Annotated in this window: 14 protein-coding genes, 1 tRNA gene and 1 other RNA gene; 14 read left to right on the forward strand and 2 right to left on the reverse strand. The window is 45.1% G+C overall.

The genetic code is table 11. The annotated features are described in order from the left end of the window. Positions 1-7 precede the first annotated feature (7 nt). Together NST94_RS00895 and NST94_RS00900 are read left to right on the forward strand one after the other, a co-directional pair. Complete coding sequence (locus NST94_RS00895; protein ID WP_076303372.1) at positions 8-1,111, forward strand: DUF4163 domain-containing protein; 1,104 nt, start codon at positions 8-10, stop codon at positions 1,109-1,111. A gap of 111 nt (positions 1,112-1,222) precedes the next feature. Further along, positions 1,223-1,861 carry a GDSL-type esterase/lipase family protein gene (locus NST94_RS00900; RefSeq protein WP_076186860.1) on the forward strand — a complete coding sequence of 213 codons (639 nt, stop codon included), beginning with the start codon at positions 1,223-1,225 and terminating at the stop codon, positions 1,859-1,861. Positions 1,862-1,950: 89 nt separating this feature from the next. On the opposite strand, the gene clpP is transcribed toward NST94_RS00900, so the two are convergent. Together clpP and NST94_RS00910 are read right to left on the reverse strand one after the other, a co-directional pair. Continuing rightward, on the reverse strand, positions 1,951-2,547 hold the full coding sequence (clpP, locus tag NST94_RS00905) for an ATP-dependent Clp endopeptidase proteolytic subunit ClpP (protein WP_036687113.1): 597 nt from the start codon (positions 2,545-2,547) through the stop codon (positions 1,951-1,953). 193 nt (positions 2,548-2,740) lie between these two features. After that, positions 2,741-2,815: transfer RNA gene (locus NST94_RS00910), tRNA-Arg, on the reverse strand. Positions 2,816-3,083: 268 nt separating this feature from the next. Here NST94_RS00910 and NST94_RS00915 point away from each other — a divergent pair. The 12 genes from NST94_RS00915 (at position 3,084) to NST94_RS00970 (ending at position 17,168) form a co-directional block, all read left to right on the forward strand. Then, positions 3,084-4,136 carry a sugar-binding domain-containing protein gene (locus NST94_RS00915; RefSeq protein ID WP_036687118.1) on the forward strand — a complete coding sequence of 351 codons (1,053 nt, stop codon included), beginning with the start codon at positions 3,084-3,086 and terminating at the stop codon, positions 4,134-4,136. Positions 4,137-4,249: 113 nt separating this feature from the next. Beyond that, complete coding sequence (gene gap / locus NST94_RS00920; protein WP_036687120.1) at positions 4,250-5,260, forward strand: type I glyceraldehyde-3-phosphate dehydrogenase; 1,011 nt, start codon at positions 4,250-4,252, stop codon at positions 5,258-5,260. A 116-nt stretch (positions 5,261-5,376) separates the two neighbouring features. Next, the gene (locus tag NST94_RS00925; RefSeq protein WP_036687122.1) at positions 5,377-6,558 is read left to right on the forward strand and encodes a phosphoglycerate kinase; all 1,182 of its coding nucleotides are present in this window, start codon (positions 5,377-5,379) and stop codon (positions 6,556-6,558) included. Between the two features lie 26 nt (positions 6,559-6,584). After that, a complete protein-coding gene (gene tpiA / locus NST94_RS00930) occupies positions 6,585-7,337 on the forward strand; it encodes a triose-phosphate isomerase (RefSeq protein ID WP_036687124.1) in 753 nt (250 codons plus the stop codon). Position 7,338: 1 nt separating this feature from the next. Next, a complete protein-coding gene (gpmI, locus tag NST94_RS00935; RefSeq protein WP_076303371.1) occupies positions 7,339-8,883 on the forward strand; it encodes a 2,3-bisphosphoglycerate-independent phosphoglycerate mutase in 1,545 nt (514 codons plus the stop codon). A 73-nt stretch (positions 8,884-8,956) separates the two neighbouring features. Then, positions 8,957-10,243 carry a phosphopyruvate hydratase gene (eno, locus tag NST94_RS00940; protein ID WP_036687130.1) on the forward strand — a complete coding sequence of 429 codons (1,287 nt, stop codon included), beginning with the start codon at positions 8,957-8,959 and terminating at the stop codon, positions 10,241-10,243. Between the two features lie 231 nt (positions 10,244-10,474). Next, positions 10,475-10,708 (forward strand): preprotein translocase subunit SecG, encoded by a 234-nt coding sequence (secG, locus tag NST94_RS00945; RefSeq protein WP_076126868.1) that lies wholly within the window; start codon positions 10,475-10,477, stop codon positions 10,706-10,708. A gap of 354 nt (positions 10,709-11,062) precedes the next feature. Further along, positions 11,063-13,930: a ribonuclease R gene (gene rnr, locus NST94_RS00950; protein WP_076303379.1), complete on the forward strand. Its 2,868-nt coding sequence runs from the start codon at positions 11,063-11,065 to the stop codon at positions 13,928-13,930. 758 nt (positions 13,931-14,688) lie between these two features. After that, positions 14,689-15,168 (forward strand): SsrA-binding protein SmpB, encoded by a 480-nt coding sequence (gene smpB / locus NST94_RS00955; protein ID WP_036687155.1) that lies wholly within the window; start codon positions 14,689-14,691, stop codon positions 15,166-15,168. 201 nt (positions 15,169-15,369) lie between these two features. Further along, positions 15,370-15,734: a transfer-messenger RNA gene (ssrA, locus tag NST94_RS00960) on the forward strand. A 297-nt stretch (positions 15,735-16,031) separates the two neighbouring features. Further along, positions 16,032-16,394: a hypothetical protein gene (locus tag NST94_RS00965; RefSeq protein WP_076126889.1), complete on the forward strand. Its 363-nt coding sequence runs from the start codon at positions 16,032-16,034 to the stop codon at positions 16,392-16,394. 408 nt (positions 16,395-16,802) lie between these two features. After that, positions 16,803-17,168, forward strand: coding sequence for a hypothetical protein (locus NST94_RS00970; RefSeq protein ID WP_076126891.1), 366 nt, complete (start codon positions 16,803-16,805; stop codon positions 17,166-17,168). The last annotated feature ends 134 nt before the right edge of the window (positions 17,169-17,302 follow it).

Genomic DNA, 17,302 nt, shown 5'->3' on the forward strand with positions numbered 1-17,302 from the left:
AAATAAGATGATGAATATTATTTCAAAAGAATCAGCACGCAAATGGGGCATAGGTCTGATGTCAGCAGGTTTATTGTTTGGTGGAGGTCTGCTGCCCAGCGAAACGGGTTATGCAGCAGCTAGTAAAACGGAGAATAAAGCTATTGATTCGCGTATCGTTTTAAAGGCAAACGGGATAAATTCGTTGCAGGAAGGTATTTTGAAGGAAGGACAGGCCTGGATTCCCATAACTTTTATGCGAGATGTGTTGGGATTACCGCTTGTGTATGATAAGAAGGAAAATGCGTACATGATTGGAAAAGGATCGACCAAGGCCAAGTTGATGTTATCCAGCTACGGTACTTCTGTGTGGGTGAACAACTATTTCATTCGAGAGTATGAAGGGAAGTTAATTAATAATCGCCTCTATGTTCCATCAGGATTGTTAAATGATTATATGGGTTATAAGGTAGATTGGAGTCGGGCCGCCAGTAGGCTGAATGTGGTGAACAGACCGCAGAACGCGCTGACGGTAACCACGGAAACTTATGCTAAAGATCGGGCAGAAGCTTTTATTCAGCTTGATTATCCGAAGATCAGTGGATTGGGCAACTCCAGTGCGCAACAAGCTATTAATAATACTTTGAAGGAAAGTGTTATGAAATTCGCGGCGGGTGCAGAACAGGATATCTCCGATCGAGATGGAGCAGAGCCCAAATACACCTATGATTCAGGTTATGTAGTGACCTACAATCAGAATGGTGTGATCAGCATAGTGATGCATCAGTATAGTGATACGGGCGGGGCCCATGGAATGACTAACCGTGAAGCCTTCACCTTCTCGCTTAAGGATGGTAAACGTCTACTGTTGGGCGACCTGTTTGGAGCTAATCCAAACTACAAAAAACAGCTGAATGCAAAGCTGAGCAAGCTACTGAAGGCAGAGGATAGTTATTTGGGAGGATTCAACGGATTGAATACGGAGAAATATTTCTATCTGAAGGACGACAAGGTTGTTCTGTTCTTCCAATTATATGAGTACACAGCGTATGCTGCAGGCTTCCCTGAGTATACTTTTAGTTTCAAAGAGCTTTTACCGGATGGCAGTAGCCCGTTTGCTGGCATAAAATAAATGGAAATGCTTCGTCTCCGCTAATGTCGGCACAAGACATCTCCCCCTTACCAGAGTTGTCTCTTGTTCATATGCTAAAGGGAGTAACTAGTTTATGAACGGGGGAGAGCTATGGGCTACCAATATACTGCAATTGGCGATTCCTTGACGACTGGATTTGGTGCTCTGCCAGGTAACGGTTTTGTACCGGTGTACCGTAGAATGGCAGAAGGGAGACTGCGGACTACTGTAGCCTCTACGAATTTAGGCGTGAACGGAATGACTACTTCAGAGCTGGAGCAGCGGCTGCGCGGAAATTCCATGATGCGTGAGGCCGTTCGAGTAGCTGATATCATCACTGTGTCTATCGGTGGTAATGATTTGATTCACGCGGCCAAATCAGCAGCAAGACAGCAAGGCAACTTATCCGCAGAACTGCGCAGATCGCTTCAGGAATGCAAACAAAATTTCTCTGCAATTATGAATATCCTTATACAATTGAAGGCGAGGACGCGTAGACCTTTTATCATTAGAATTGTGGGATTATATAACCCCTATCCTCAGGTGGTTGGTGCGACAGAGTGGGTCAGGCAGTTTAATCAATACGCAGCACAGTACAGCAGCCGAGTATGTGGATTTGCTTCGATTTACAGTGAGTTCGCAGGAAATGAGAGAGGGCTGTTATCCATTGATCATTTGCATCCGAATGGCCGGGGTTATCGCGTAATTGCCGAGAAGCTGGATGCGCTAGGTTATGGCGGCCTGGCTTAATTGGATTTAGGTCTTCTATAAAATATAAAGAGGCTGTGCTCTAACCATAACGGATAGAGCACAGCCTCTTTATATTTTTACTTTATAGCTTACACACCGCTAGGCAATGTCTTCTCGATTACTTTATCTACGATACCGTATTCAGCCGCGTCTGCAGCAGTCATGAAGTAGTCGCGATCTGTATCCTTCTCAATACGTTCTAGAGGTTGACCCGTACGTTCTGCTAGAATACGGTTCAGCTTATCGCGCAATTTGAGGATGCGGCGGGCACGGATTTCAATGTCCGTTGCTTGACCTTGAGCACCACCCAGAGGCTGGTGGATCATGATCTCGCTGTTAGGCAGTGCGAAGCGTTTGCCTTTGGCGCCAGCGTTTAGCAGGAAAGCTCCCATGGAAGCTGCCATACCCACACAGATGGTGGAAACGTCTGGTTTAATGTACTGCATTGTATCAAAAATAGCCATACCTGCAGTAATGGAACCGCCTGGGCTATTCACGTAAAGGTGAATGTCCTTGTCAGGATCTTCGGCAGCCAAGAACAGCATTTGTGCGATGATAGAATTGGCTACCACGTCATTAACCTCCGTTCCAAGGAAAATGATGCGGTCCTTCAGCAGGCGGGAATAGATGTCATAAGCGCGCTCGCCGCGGTTGCTCTGTTCTACTACCATAGGAATATAACTCACGTGGAAAACCTCCTTGATATTGGTTCTTTAAATGTATTCATTTTTACTCTTGCCGTATTACCCACATGATAAACAAATTCAAACAAAAAGTCAAAGAAAGTCAAACTTATATTCAAAAAAAAGAGCCGACAAGCGGCTCTTTGGTTAAGTAGTAGTATAGGCACTACTAAATTATGTGCAAAAATGAAATTAATGGCGCGCCCGCCAAGAATCGAACTTGGATCTCAGGCTTCGGAGGCCTACGTCATATCCATTGGACCACGGGCGCAACAAAAATGATTATAATACAATTTTTACACAATTGCAATGTAATATTAATACTGGACAAGCGCTTTAGGGGCAGGCATCGGGCGCTATATCTTTTTCTGACCTTATTAATGTATAAGAAGACAAGCGCTTGAGAATTCTACTCTCGGAAGACTTGCGCTTCGAGCAATATTTGGTTAGAATATGGGTGGGACTTAAAAAGTTTACCCGGGACGTTTTGAGACCATGAACAAGGGAATAGAGGAAGACGAAGTTGCAGGAGTGAAAGTATGCGTAATTTATTAGATATCCAAAAGCAGCTTCTGCCTGATCTCATGGAAACCCTTAAGAGACGGTACACGATTCTTCATCAGATCATGCTGTCCGATATTATTGGGCGCAGAACGCTAGCCGCTTCGCTAGATATGACTGAGCGGGTACTGCGTGCCGAGACGGATCTTCTGAAATCGCAAGGGCTTATTGAGATCGAGAGTGTTGGCATGCGCATTAGCGCTGCTGGACGTAGACTGCTTGATTTGCTAGAGCCGGTTGTTAAGAGCCTATTTGGTCTGGATGAGCTGGAAGAGAAAATTCGAGCAACGTATGGTCTGGATAAAGTTATTGTAGTACCGGGTGATTGTGAGTCATCGCCGTTCACCAAACGAGAGCTTGGCCGAGCGGGTGCGAAAGCGCTGCTGAGTATACTTCGCGCAGATGATACAGTTGCCGTCACAGGTGGATCTACGCTTGCCGATATGGCTGATCAACTGACACCGCCGTTGTCCCTTTCCTATAAGAACGCTTGGTTTGTTCCGGCGCGTGGAGGATTAGGAGAGAGTATGGAGATTCAAGCCAACACGATTGCCTCAACAATGGCAAAGCGGGTTGGAGCCAACTACCGGTTGTTGCATGTCCCTGATTTGCTTAGCGGGGATGCATACCAATCGCTGGCACTTGACTCTAATATTGGAGAGATTGTACAAACCATCCGTAGTTCGCGTATTATTGTACATGGGATTGGGGATGCCATTGAAATGACCCGCCGCCGCAAACTGGACGAGGCTACAGTCTCGGAAATCCAGGGTGAAGGGGCAGTGGCCGAATCTTTTGGCTATTATTTCAATGAAGAGGGTCAGGTTGTCCATACCATGCTTACGATGGGTCTACGTCTAGAAGATATTATTCGGACAGAGAAAGTCATCGGTATTGCAGGAGGCAAACCCAAGGCCAAAGCCATTCATGCCATGCTGCGTTTCGGGCAGGAGAATATTCTCGTCACGGACGAGGCTGCTGCAGTAGAAATAGGCAAGGAAATTGACAATCAACTACAGCTATCTTCGTAGTTTTTAGATTGCAGGCAATAACATACTTCTTGCATCATACTTAACATTGTTGTCATGACAGACCTCACCGTCTGTTTTGAATAAATAAAACGAATTCTAGGAGGAACTATTCAATGAGTGTAAAAGTTGGAATTAACGGTTTTGGACGTATTGGACGCCTTGCTTTCCGCCGTATTCAAAATGTAGAAGGTATCGAAGTGGTAGCAATCAACGACTTGACTGACGCTAAGATGCTTGCTCATTTGCTTAAATATGATACAACTCAAGGTAAATTCCAAGGTGATGTTGAAGTGCATGATGGCTTCTTCAAAGTCAATGGTAAAGAAGTTAAGGTTCTTGCTAACCGCAACCCTGAAGAATTGCCATGGGGCGACCTAGGCGTTGATATCGTACTTGAGTGCACAGGTTTCTTCACAACTAAAGAAGCAGCTGAAAAACACTTGAAAGGTGGAGCTAAGAAAGTAGTTATCTCCGCTCCAGCTACTGGCGACATGAAAACTGTCGTTTACAACGTTAACGATGACATTCTTGATGGTACTGAGACTGTTATTTCCGGCGCATCTTGCACAACTAACTGCCTAGCTCCTATGGCAAAAGTACTGAACGACAAGTTCGGTATCGTTGAAGGCTTGATGACTACAATTCATGCTTACACTGGCGACCAAAACACTTTGGATGCTCCACATGCTAAAGGTGACTTCAGACGCGCTCGTGCAGCAGCTGAGAACATCATTCCTAACACTACTGGTGCTGCTAAAGCAATCGGTCTGGTTATTCCAGAACTTAAAGGTAAATTGGATGGTGCAGCTCAACGTGTTCCAGTTGCAACTGGTTCCCTGACTGAGCTTGTAACTGTTCTTGATAAGAGCGTTACTGTTGAAGAAATCAACGCAGCAATGAAAGCAGCTTCCGATCCAGACACTTATGGTTACACTGAAGATGAAATCGTATCTTCCGACATCAAAGGTATGACTTTCGGATCCCTGTTCGATGCTACACAAACTAAAGTATTGACTGTTGGCGACAAACAACTGGTTAAAACTGTTGCTTGGTATGACAATGAAATGTCCTACACTGCACAATTGGTTCGTACTTTGGAGAAATTCGCTAAAATCGCTAAGTAATTGACTTGATATAAGCAACATCTATAGAGCGGAAACAGAAATTCCTTGTTTCCGCTCTTTCTAAATGTATTTCTTGTTTCCTGCTAGAAACAATTTTGGGTGTGGAGGAATTAATCATGAACAAAAAAAGCGTCCGTGATGTAGAAGTAAAGGGTAAGCGCGTATTTGTACGCGTGGATTTCAACGTACCTGTAGAAGACGGTAAAATTACTGATGATACTCGTATTCGCGAAACACTTCCAACCATTAAATATTTGATCGAGAACGGTGCAAAGATCATTCTTGCGAGTCATATGGGTCGTCCTAAAGGCGAATTCGTAGATTCCATGCGTTTGACTACTGCTGCTGAACGTCTGTCCGAGCTTCTTGGCAAACCAGTAGCTAAAGCTGACGAAGCAATTGGCGAAGCTGTAAAAGCAAAAATCGCTGAGCTAGGCGAAGGCGACGTACTTGTACTTGAGAATGTTCGTTTCTACCCAGGTGAAGAGAAAAACGATCCTGAACTGGCTAAACAATTCGCTGAATTGGCTGATTTGTTTGTTAATGATGCGTTTGGTGCGGCTCACCGTGCACATGCATCGACAGAAGGTATCGCTCATTTCCTACCAGCTGTATCCGGTCTTTTGATGGAGAAAGAATTGTCTGTTCTTGGTAAAGCTCTTTCTAACCCAGAACGTCCTTTCACTGCGATCATCGGTGGTTCGAAAGTTAAAGACAAGATTGATGTTATTGATAACTTGTTGTCTTTGGCTGATAACGTCCTGATCGGCGGTGGGTTGTCTTATACATTCACTAAAGCACAAGGTTTTGAAATCGGTAAATCACTAGTAGACAACGACAAACTTGACGTTGCTCTTGGATTCATCGAAAAAGCAAAAGCACTTGGTAAAAACTTCATGCTTCCTGTTGATGTTGTTGTTGCTGATAAATTTGGTGCTGACGCTAACACTAAGATCGTTGATTACAATGAAATCCCAGAAGGTTGGGAAGGACTTGATATCGGACCTAAGACTCGTGAACTTTATGCCGATATTATCAAGAACTCCAAGCTGGTTGTCTGGAATGGACCTATGGGCGTATTCGAAATCGATAAATTCGCTGAAGGTACACTTGCAGTAGCAAAAGCTTGTGCAACTACTGAAGGTTACACTGTTATTGGTGGCGGAGATTCCGCAGCAGCAGCAGAGAAATTCCACCTGGCTGATCAAATGGATCATATCTCCACTGGTGGCGGTGCATCCCTTGAGTTCATGGAAGGCAAGGCGCTTCCTGGCGTAGAAGCACTGAACGATAAGTAAGACCTAAGAAGGAGGCAACATAAGTCATGAGAACACCTATTATTGCAGGTAACTGGAAAATGTTCAAAACAGTTCCTGAAGCAGAAAGCTTTATTGCTGAAATTAAAGGCAAAGCAGAAGTAGAAGGCGTTGAGACTGTAATCTGCGCTCCATTTACTAACCTGCCTGCACTTGTAGCAGCTGCAAAAGGTACTAACATCAAGATTGGTGCACAAAACCTACACTTTGAAGATAACGGTGCTTACACAGGCGAGATCAGTGGTGTAATGCTAAGTGATCTTGGTGTGGACTATGTTATCATTGGCCACTCTGAGCGTCGTGCTTATTTTGGCGAAACGGATGAAATCGTGAATAAGAAAATGCATGCTGCATTCCGTCACGGAATTACTCCTATCGTATGTGTTGGCGAAAAGCTCGAAGAGCGTGAAGCTGATCAAACTAAAGCAGTATGTAAAGTACAAACTGAAGCTGCATTCCAAGGTCTTAGTGCCGAGCAAGCAGCAAAAGTTGTTATTGCATACGAGCCTATCTGGGCTATTGGCACAGGTAAATCTTCCACTTCCCAAGATGCTAACGAAGTTATTGCTTACATCCGCAGTCTTGTAAAAGATCTGTATGATGCAGCAACAGCTGAAGCTGTTCGTATTCAATACGGCGGCAGCGTGAAGCCTGAGAATGTAACTGAGTACATGGGCCAAAGCGACATCGATGGTGCGCTTGTTGGCGGTGCCAGCTTACAACCGGATTCCTTCGTTCAATTGGTTGAGGGGGCGAAGTAAGATGTCAGCTCCAAAACCCGTAGCTTTGATCATCATGGATGGTTTTGGTTTGCGTGGAACGACAGAAGGTAATGCCGTTGCTCAAGCCAACAAACCTAACTATGACCGTTACCTGAAACAATATCCTAACACTACACTCACTGCTTGCGGTGAAGCTGTAGGCCTTCCGGCAGGCCAAATGGGCAACTCCGAAGTAGGGCATTTGAATATTGGTGCAGGCCGGATCGTTTATCAGGATTTGACTCGTATTGATAAATCGATCCGCGAGGGCGAGTTCTTCGATAACGAAACCCTGGTTAGCGCAGTTAGAAATGCTAAGAACACTGGCAAAAAGCTTCACCTTTACGCGCTTGTATCCGACGGAGGGGTACATAGCCATATTAACCACTTGTTTGCTATGCTTGACCTGGCTAAAAAAGAAGATATGCATGAAGTGTATATCCATGCTTTTATGGACGGTCGTGACGTAGCTCCTGATAGTGGGAAGAAGTTTGTCCAAGATCTAGTAGCTAAAATCGAAGAGGTTGGCGTGGGTACAATTGCAACGGTGTCCGGACGTTATTACGCAATGGATCGTGATAAACGTTGGGAACGTGTAGAGAAAGCCTACCGTGCTATGGTTTATGGTGAAGGCCCTAAATACACGGATGCTGTGCAAGCCATCACTTCATCTTATGAAAACTCGGTATTTGATGAATTTGTTGAACCTAGTGTAATTGTAGACAGTGAAGGCAAACCTGTAACGGCAGTAGAGAGCGGCGATTCCGTCGTGTTCCTCAACTTCCGTCCTGACCGTGCTATTCAATTGTCACAAGTGTTCACGAATCAAGATTTCCGCGGTTTCGACCGTGGACCTTTGTTCCCGCAAAACCTGCACTTCGTATGCCTAACTACTTTCAGCGAAACGGTACAAGGTTATGTAGCCTATTCACCGAAAAACCTGGATAACACATTGGGTGAAGTGCTTGTTCAACAAAACAAGAAGCAACTGCGCATCGCGGAAACTGAGAAATATCCGCATGTAACCTTCTTCTTCAGCGGTGGACGTGACGAGGAGCTTCCTGGTGAAACCCGGATCTTAATCAACTCTCCTAAAGTAGCAACCTATGATCTTCAACCTGAGATGAGCGCATACGAAGTGGCTGCAGCCTGCGTAGCGGAAATCGAAGCGGAAAGACAGGATGCTATCATTCTTAACTTTGCCAATCCTGATATGGTTGGACACTCCGGCATGCTGGAACCAACAATCAAGGCTGTAGAAGTGACGGATGAGTGTGTAGGTAAAGTAGTGGATGCGGTTGTTGCCAAAGGTGGCGTTGCCATTATTATCGCTGACCATGGTAATGCAGATATGGTATTTGACGAGAACGGTCGCCCGTTCACAGCTCATACAACCAATCCTGTTCCGTTCATCGTGACTACTGAGAATGTTGTATTGCGTGAATCCGGTATTCTTGCAGACGTAGCACCAACAATCCTAGATTTGATGGGACTTCCGCAACCTGCGGAAATGACCGGACAATCCATGATTGCTAGCCGTAAGTAAGGTAAGGTATAACGCCTTTGATTTTAAGCTATACAAGTAAGACCAAAACAATGTTAAAAGGAGATTAACTTACATGACTATTATTTCTGATGTATATGCTCGCGAAGTCCTTGACTCCCGTGGTAACCCTACTGTAGAGGTTGACGTTTATCTGGAATCCGGTGCTAAAGGCCGCGCTATCGTTCCTTCCGGCGCTTCCACTGGTGCTCACGAAGCTGTAGAACTTCGTGATGGCGACAAATCCCGTTACATGGGTAAAGGCGTTCTGAAAGCTGTTGAGAACGTAAATGAAATCATCGCTCCAGAAGTTATCGGTATGGACGCTCTTGACCAAGTGGGCATCGACAAATTGATGATTACTTTGGACGGAACTCCTAACAAAGGTAAATTGGGCGCTAACGCAATCCTAGCTGTATCCATGGCAGTAGCTCGTGCAGCTGCAGCAGCTTTGGATATTCCTTTGTACGTATACCTGGGCGGATTCAACGCTAAAACTCTTCCAGTACCAATGATGAACATCATCAATGGTGGTGAGCATGCGGACAACAACATCGACGTTCAAGAGTTCATGGTTCTTCCTGTAGGAGCTCCAAGCTTCAAAGAAGCTCTTCGCACAGGTGCTGAAATCTTCCACAACTTGAAATCCGTACTTCAATCCAAAGGCCTGAACACAGCTGTAGGTGACGAAGGTGGTTTCGCACCGAACCTTGGTTCGAATGAAGAAGCAATCACTACAATCATCGAAGCTATTGAAAAAGCTGGTTACAAACCAGGTGTTGACGTATTCTTGGGTATGGACGTTGCTTCCACTGAGTTCTACAAAGACGGTAAATACACCCTTGCTGGCGAAGGTAAATCTTACACTTCCGCTGAGTATGTTGACCTTCTTGCTTCATGGGTTGAAAAATATCCTATCATCACAATCGAAGACGGTATGTCCGAAGACGACTGGGATGGCTGGAAATTGCTTACTGAAAAATTGGGCGATAAAGTCCAATTGGTTGGTGACGACTTGTTCGTTACTAACACTGAGCGTCTTGCAACAGGTATCGAAAAAGGTATCGGTAACTCCATCTTGGTTAAGGTTAACCAAATTGGTACATTGACTGAAACTTTTGATGCTATCGAAATGGCTAAACGTGCTGGTTACACAGCAGTTATCTCCCACCGTTCCGGTGAATCCGAAGATAGCACAATCGCTGACATCGCTGTTGCGACTAATGCTGGTCAAATCAAAACAGGTGCTCCTTCCCGTACAGACCGTGTTGCTAAATACAACCAATTGCTTCGCATCGAAGATGAGTTGGGTGAATTGGCTCAATACAACGGCCTGAAATCCTTCTACAACCTTAAAAGATAATCTGCTTTTATAGCAGACTTCGAAGACCCGCCGTTATGGCGGGTCTTTTTTATGATTTGAAGAAGATAGACTTTAATAGGTTTGTCCTTATCTTGCAAGAAAAGCTACGACTTAACAGTCTAAGCTGTTGTATTACCGACAGCGCTATGATAAAATAAGAATACTGTTTATGTATCGTGATAACCTAAATTACCATAGATAGTGATGCTTAGGCGTAGGAGGTGGAAGTGAATGGATATCTTTTTGAAAGTTGTGCTCCTGATTTTTTCCGTCGGTCTTATTGCGGTCGTTCTTCTGCAAAAGGGGAAAAGCGCGGGTCTTTCCGGTGCCATCTCTGGCGGTGCTGAGCATCTCTTTGGTAAAACAAAAGCTCGTGGTATGGAGCTTGTACTACAACGTGTAACTGTTGGACTTGCTGCTGGTTTCTTCATCATGGCGATTCTAGCTGCTATTCTAATCGACTAAAAGATCTACCGTAAGCCCTCGCTCTGTTCTAAATGGAATAGAGCGGAGGCTTTTTTGTTATATTAAAAGGAGTTAAAAAGCACCTAAGGGTGCTTTTCTTTTCATATTCGCAAAGAAAAAGGATGGATCGATAGGAAGTAAATCTGAAATTGGCATGGATGTATTTCAGCAGTTAAAGGAAATTTTGTACTGTGTTAACCTTTGGATGACAGTAACAGGGATGCGCAGGATTGATTTCGTGTATACTAGGGTATGAAGTAGTAAAGGTAAAATTTACTTGGCATTACTGCAGGGCAGGACAAGATATACATATTTGCCAGCGGCTTGAAGCCGCGGAGGGCTGGGGTGACGAACATGATAACACAAGAAATATTACTCGATTTCATGCGGGAAACTGCATATAAACCAATGACTTATGAAGAGCTGGTGAGTCATTTTGCTCTAGAGGATAGTGAAGGGTTTAAAAAGTTCGAGGAGCTGCTGATTGAATTAGAGCAGGATGGAAGAATTGTATTGACCCGTACTGCACGTTATGGCGTGCCAGAACGGATGGATTTACTGCGTGGACGTTTACAAGCACATGCGAAGGGTTTTGCTTTTTTAATCCCGGATGATCGTGATCATCCTGACGTATATATCCATGCAAATGATCTTAAGGGAGCTATGAATGGCGATATCGTTCTGATTCGTATTACCTCTAAAAGTCCGTCCGGCGGACGTATGGAAGGCGAAGTAGTACGTATTGTAAAACGTGGCGTGTTGCAGACGGTAGGTGTTTTTCAGAACCTGGAGACCTATGGTTTTGTGCTGCCTGATGATAAGCGGATTAATCGTGATATTTTTATTCCGAAGCAATCCTTTAAAGGTGCTGTTGATGGTCAAAAGGTCGTTGTGCGTATTGTGAGTTATCCGGAAGGCCGAGCAGCGGCAGAGGGTGAAATTATTGAAATTCTCGGACATAAGGATGATCCGGGTGTTGATATTCTTTCCATTATCCGCAAACATCAATTGCCTGAAGCATTTCCAGCTGAAGTGATGGATGAAGCCGATAGTGCTCCTGATTCAATTACAGAAGAGGAGATTGCGGAGCAAGGAAGACGCGACCTGCGCGGACTGAACATTGTTACGATTGATGGCGAAGATGCTAAGGATTTGGATGATGCGGTAAACGTACAGCGCTTGGAGAATGGACATTACAAGCTGGGCGTCCATATAGCAGACGTAGGTTATTATGTGCGTGAAGGCTCTGAGCTGGATAAAGAAGCCTATGACCGCGGTTGTAGTGTGTATTTGGTAGACCGGGTTATTCCGATGTTGCCGCACCGTCTATCGAACGGGATTTGCAGCTTGAATCCACAGGTAGACAGGTTAACAATGTCCTGTGAAATGGAATTTAACGAGCAAATGAAGGTTGTGAAGCACGATGTCTTTACGAGCGTGATTCGCACCAAAGAGAGAATGACTTACTCCAATGTTCGTAAAATTCTCGAAGATGAAGATCCAGAGCTGCTGGAACGTTATAGTCCACTAATTGATGATTTCCGCCTCATGAAAGAATTGGCGATGAAGCTGCGCGATGCGCGGATGCGCCGGGGTGCGGTTGATTTTGATTTTGAAGAGAGCAAAATCATCGTGGATGAGAACGGCAAGGCTGTAGATATCGTGAAGCGTGAACGTTCTGTAGCTGAACAGATTATCGAGGAGTTCATGCTGGCGGCAAATGAAACAGTAGCTGAACATTTCCACTGGTTGAAGGTTCCGTTCCTTTACCGGATTCACGAAGATCCAGACCCAGAGAAGCTGCAGAATTTCATGGCTTTTGCGGCCAATTTCGGATATCACGTCAAGGGTCGTGGCAATTCGGTTCATCCACGTGCTTTGCAGGATTTGTTGGAGCAAATCCAAGGCACAAAGGAGCAGACGGTCATCAGTACGATGATGCTGCGTTCTATGAAGCAGGCAAAGTATGATGCGGAGAGCACGGGCCATTTCGGACTGGCTGCGGAATACTATTCTCACTTCACTTCTCCGATTCGCCGGTACCCCGATTTGGTCATTCACCGCGTAATGCGTGAAGTGATTGAGAATGGAGGGGCATTGACCCAGAAACGGCATGATTATTTGTCTAGCCGGATGCCTGACATTGCTCAGCAGTCCTCGGAACGCGAGCGTGTGGCGGTAGAAGCTGAACGCGATACGGAGCAACTGAAGAAAGCAGAATACATGCAGGATAAAGTAGGCGAGGAATTCGAGGCTATGGTCAGCAGTGTGACCAGCTTCGGAATGTTCATCGAGCTGGATAATACCGTCGAAGGTCTTATTCGTCTCAGTGCAATGAGCGACGATTATTATCACTTCGACGAAGGTCATATGGCGCTTATTGGCGAGCGCACATCGCGTGTGTTCCGCATTGGTGACGAGGTGAAGATCCGAGTCGCCAAAGTAAATATGGATGACCACACGATCGATTTCGAGTTGGTCGACATGAAGCCACGCGCGCCAGGTGAGCACCGCGGCGGTGGCTTTGCAGGCGGCCGCGGAGGCAAGGGCGGCCGTTCGGGCGGCGGCTTCATTAAGCCGGCCGGGGCCAAAGGCGCCGCGGGCAAGGGACGCGGCGGTAAAGGCAAGCCCGGCGGCGCTGCTGCAGGCGCGGGCAAGGGCAAGCCGGGCGCAGCTGTGCGCGCCGGTGAAGGGCCGCGCGAAGCGGCCGGTGTTGGCGCAGCGGGCGGACGCGGTAAGCGGAAGCGCGGGCGCGAGGCCGGCGAGGATGCGAGCCGGGTAGTTGCTGCGCCGGGCGCAGAGCGCGGAGGCGAAGCCGGCGGCAACGCAGGCGCGCCGCGTGAGCGCAGCGGCGGGCGAGGCCGCGGCGGAGACACCGGCGGTGCCGGTGGTGGACGCGGCATCAGCTTCGGCTTTGGCTCAGGCAAAGGCGGATACGGCGCTCCTGCGTCCGACTCCTCCGGCGGCGAAGCGCGGGGCGTGGACGGCAGCACGAAGTTCCGCAGCCGCGAGGATCGCGGGGGGAACTTTGGCGGTGGAGAAGGCCGTAACGGCGCTCCTACAGGCAAAGGCCGCCGCAAAAAGAAAACCAAAGGCGGCGTGTTCATCGGCCAGTCCGTTACACCAGGCAACGTAGAGACTTCTGAGCAAGTCACTTCTAAACGAAGTGACAATAATGGCGGCGCTCCAGAAGGTGCATCACGTAAGCGTAAAAAGAAATAAATGACGGTTATGCGTTGCGTAACTCTATAATGATACTAAGCACCGTCCCTCCTGGGGGCGGTGCTTTTTAACTCATAATAGGCTTGGTTAATTGCATTATGTGCAGTTAAATTTGGGTTATGTAGTAAAAGTGGTAGCTAATTGCATTTTGTACATCTAAATCTGATGAGTTACCTCTAATTGGTCTGATTTCGCTTTTTTAGCTGCAGAAAGTGCAACTAATTAGTTTTTTGGCGGTGACAAGGCTTAAATAGTTGCACGAAATACATTTATATATAGAACAACGTAGGTGATAGCAAGTGAATAGGTAGAGGATAGGTACAGTATAGGATTGCACAGTATAGGTAAAAGCAGCACTATTTGAATAGGCGTCGAATAGATGTATATCCAAGTAGGGGGAAGCGGATAATTGAGAACAAATAGGTAATAAGTAAATAGGGTATATGGATATAGATATGTGGAGATTAGTGGATAACTATCTGTTAATTAAGGCGCACAAGTAAAAGGGTAACTTCGCTATTTGCTGAAAAACTCCAGATCAACTCAGCTTAATGCTTTTTTGTAACAAATGCTAGATATTGGGTAATGTTACTGACAACTATATGACAAATTAGGTGAGGTATATTTGGTTGAAGGTTCCTTGCGCTCACTTGATTCCATTTGTTACAATATAGATCAGACGTTCGATGGCTGTGTCGTTTAAGATTAGACAGACATGGTTACTTTAACTTATGAATATGATTCAAGGAGTGATTCTCATGGGTAAAAAAGCAGACGGGAAAGTACTCGCCCAGAATAAGAAAGCTTCCCATGATTATTTTATCGAGGATACTTATGAAGCTGGCTTGGTGCTGACGGGTACAGAGATCAAGTCGCTGCGTAATGGCCGCGCTAATATTGGAGATGCTTTTGCTACGATCCGCAATGGTGAGATTCAGATTCACAACATGCATATCAGCCCTTTTGAACAAGGTAACCGTGCCAATCCTACTGATCCCACACGCACACGTAAATTGTTAATGCATAAGGAGCAAATTCATAAACTGCTGGGCTTGTCCAAGCGAGATGGGTTTACGATTGTGCCACTCAAGATTTATGTGCGGAATGGCTATGCGAAGCTGCTGATTGGTCTTGGTAAAGGTAAAAAAGAGTATGACAAACGTGACTCGGCTGCCAAGCGAGATGCTCAACGTGATATCCAGCGTGTACTGCGTGATAAGCAAAAGATCGCCAGATAATCTGGGAGAACTAGACGATTCAAATGAGTTCCAGTTTCAACCTTCAATTCCTTTAACCCACGTGTTAAAGTGTTGATAAATGTGCTATACTGAGTAAGTAAGTTAGTTATTGCTTCGTTACAGTTTTCTTGAACAAGAAGCTGTAGATTGGATCTCTCTTGCTTGGAAGATCCGCTTGATCCGAAGCGCCCTTTTTAATGAGGGGCCGTTCTTGGATTCGACGGGGGTAGTTCGAGCATGAGTAGCGAGTAGTGGGGACGCGTCCGCTTCATCAACGCTAAAGCCTATTAAACGGCAAACAACAAAACAACTACGCTTTCGCAGCCTAAGAAACTGTGTGCGTGCTTCTACTCTGCATCGCCCATGTGACAGGGATAGGGGCTAACAAATAGTGGGATACGCTGTCTCATCTCCGCCTGCGGTGAGCTGAAGAAGACAATCAGGCTGACCCAACGTATAGCCGGTTACGGGGCGATACTCGGGTGACATCAAAACTGTGACTACACTCGTAGAAGCTTATGTGCCGTTATCTTCGGACAGGGGTTCGACTCCCCTCGGCTCCATATGGAGTTTTAGAAAAAGCGACCTTTAGGGGTCGCTTTTTTGTATCCTCATAATTAAAGTTAGGCAATGCTTTTTAATGATTTCAGCCAATTCCTCAAATGTGTACTTGTGGTTTATCATGTCTACTATGAGGTCTCGGAATGTTTGGTATGCATATTTTTAAACTGCAAAAGATTTCTCTACCACCACGAATACCGTCCGCATGAGGATGGTTCCCATACTATTGTTAACGATACCCTTTTGCAAAGTTTCTTTGTTATAATTATTATAATAATCTCTTCATTGGCTGGTGATTATGAATGAGTGAAAAATTTTGGTTAGTAGTACAGTATCCTCTAAAAAGTGAAAAAGGAAGCCAACGTGATAACTGGTTAAGAGATAAAGTAATGGAATACCTGGACATATCTCTAATAGATGCTAACTTAGGTTGTGTTGATGGCTTTGATATGGGCAAATGCATTTCCGACCCAAAAAAATATGCTCTTAATATATTTTGTATCATTACGGAAGAAGAACGTAGTATAGCCTTGGTAAAGAGAGTTTTAAGAGATAGCAGGCTTGATTATACTCGTATAAAAATTGCTACAATGCCCTATGGAAAAGAAGAAACATATAGTCTTAAATTTTCCTATAAAAAGGGTGTTACCGATTTTTCGCTATAGCACAGTTTTGAGTTTAGAATTACAACTACACCGTAAAACAATTTTCTGGCGGGAGTCATGAATTTTGTGACATCAAAGCTCTGACTACACTCGTAGAAGCTTATGTGCCGTTATCTTCGGACAGGGGTTTGACTTCCCTCGGCTCCATAAGAGGAACCCGCTGAGATAGCGGTTTTTTTGCTGTTTAGTGATTGAATTGTAGACCGAATGCAGACAAGGAATTATGGGGAACTAAAAGTATTTATTCTTGTAGACATGTTGTCTACATCTAAAATTAGATCATTCACTTTGAAGTTAATATTTAGTGGCACATTTTCCGAAACTACATCTATAAGAGCTCGAACTGATATAAGATTAGATTATGGCATTAAGCACTCAAAAGCAAAAATATTCGGGGGAATTACTATTATGAGTTTCACTATTGATTATGTTAAAAATAAAAACAGAATTATTGTAACATCGGACGGTATGGAAGTTGAGGATGCCTTTGCGTACGCAGAACAATTTCCGAAGATACTGAAGAAAACTAAGCGAGGGTTTACAGGTATGACTGTAATCACTGGTGGTCTGGTATTTAAGCAAGAGGTGATGGCAATTCTTGCTCCAACTGGTGAAGATGCTGTGAAAGCTGGAATGTCCACAAAACACAAATGGGTGTATGTTGCGCCTACGGCGTTCTACAAAACGCAAATGAATCGTATGTTTAAAGATATTGCAAACTTGTACGAATCGATAGAAGAAGCTGAAGCGTATCTTGATTCCGCAGGGAATTAGCAACTTCTAAAAATTAAAAGGATCCAGCCATCATCTGTAGCGCCAAAGGTACTTTCTGCGTATTGAAGAAGCACTGTGAAAAACCGATATATTCAGGATTAACTTATATAAATGGATCACTATACTAAGGAGTT

The organism is Paenibacillus sp. FSL H8-0282, from assembly GCF_037963825.1.
Lineage (GTDB): Bacteria > Bacillota > Bacilli > Paenibacillales > Paenibacillaceae > Paenibacillus_AQ > Paenibacillus_AQ odorifer.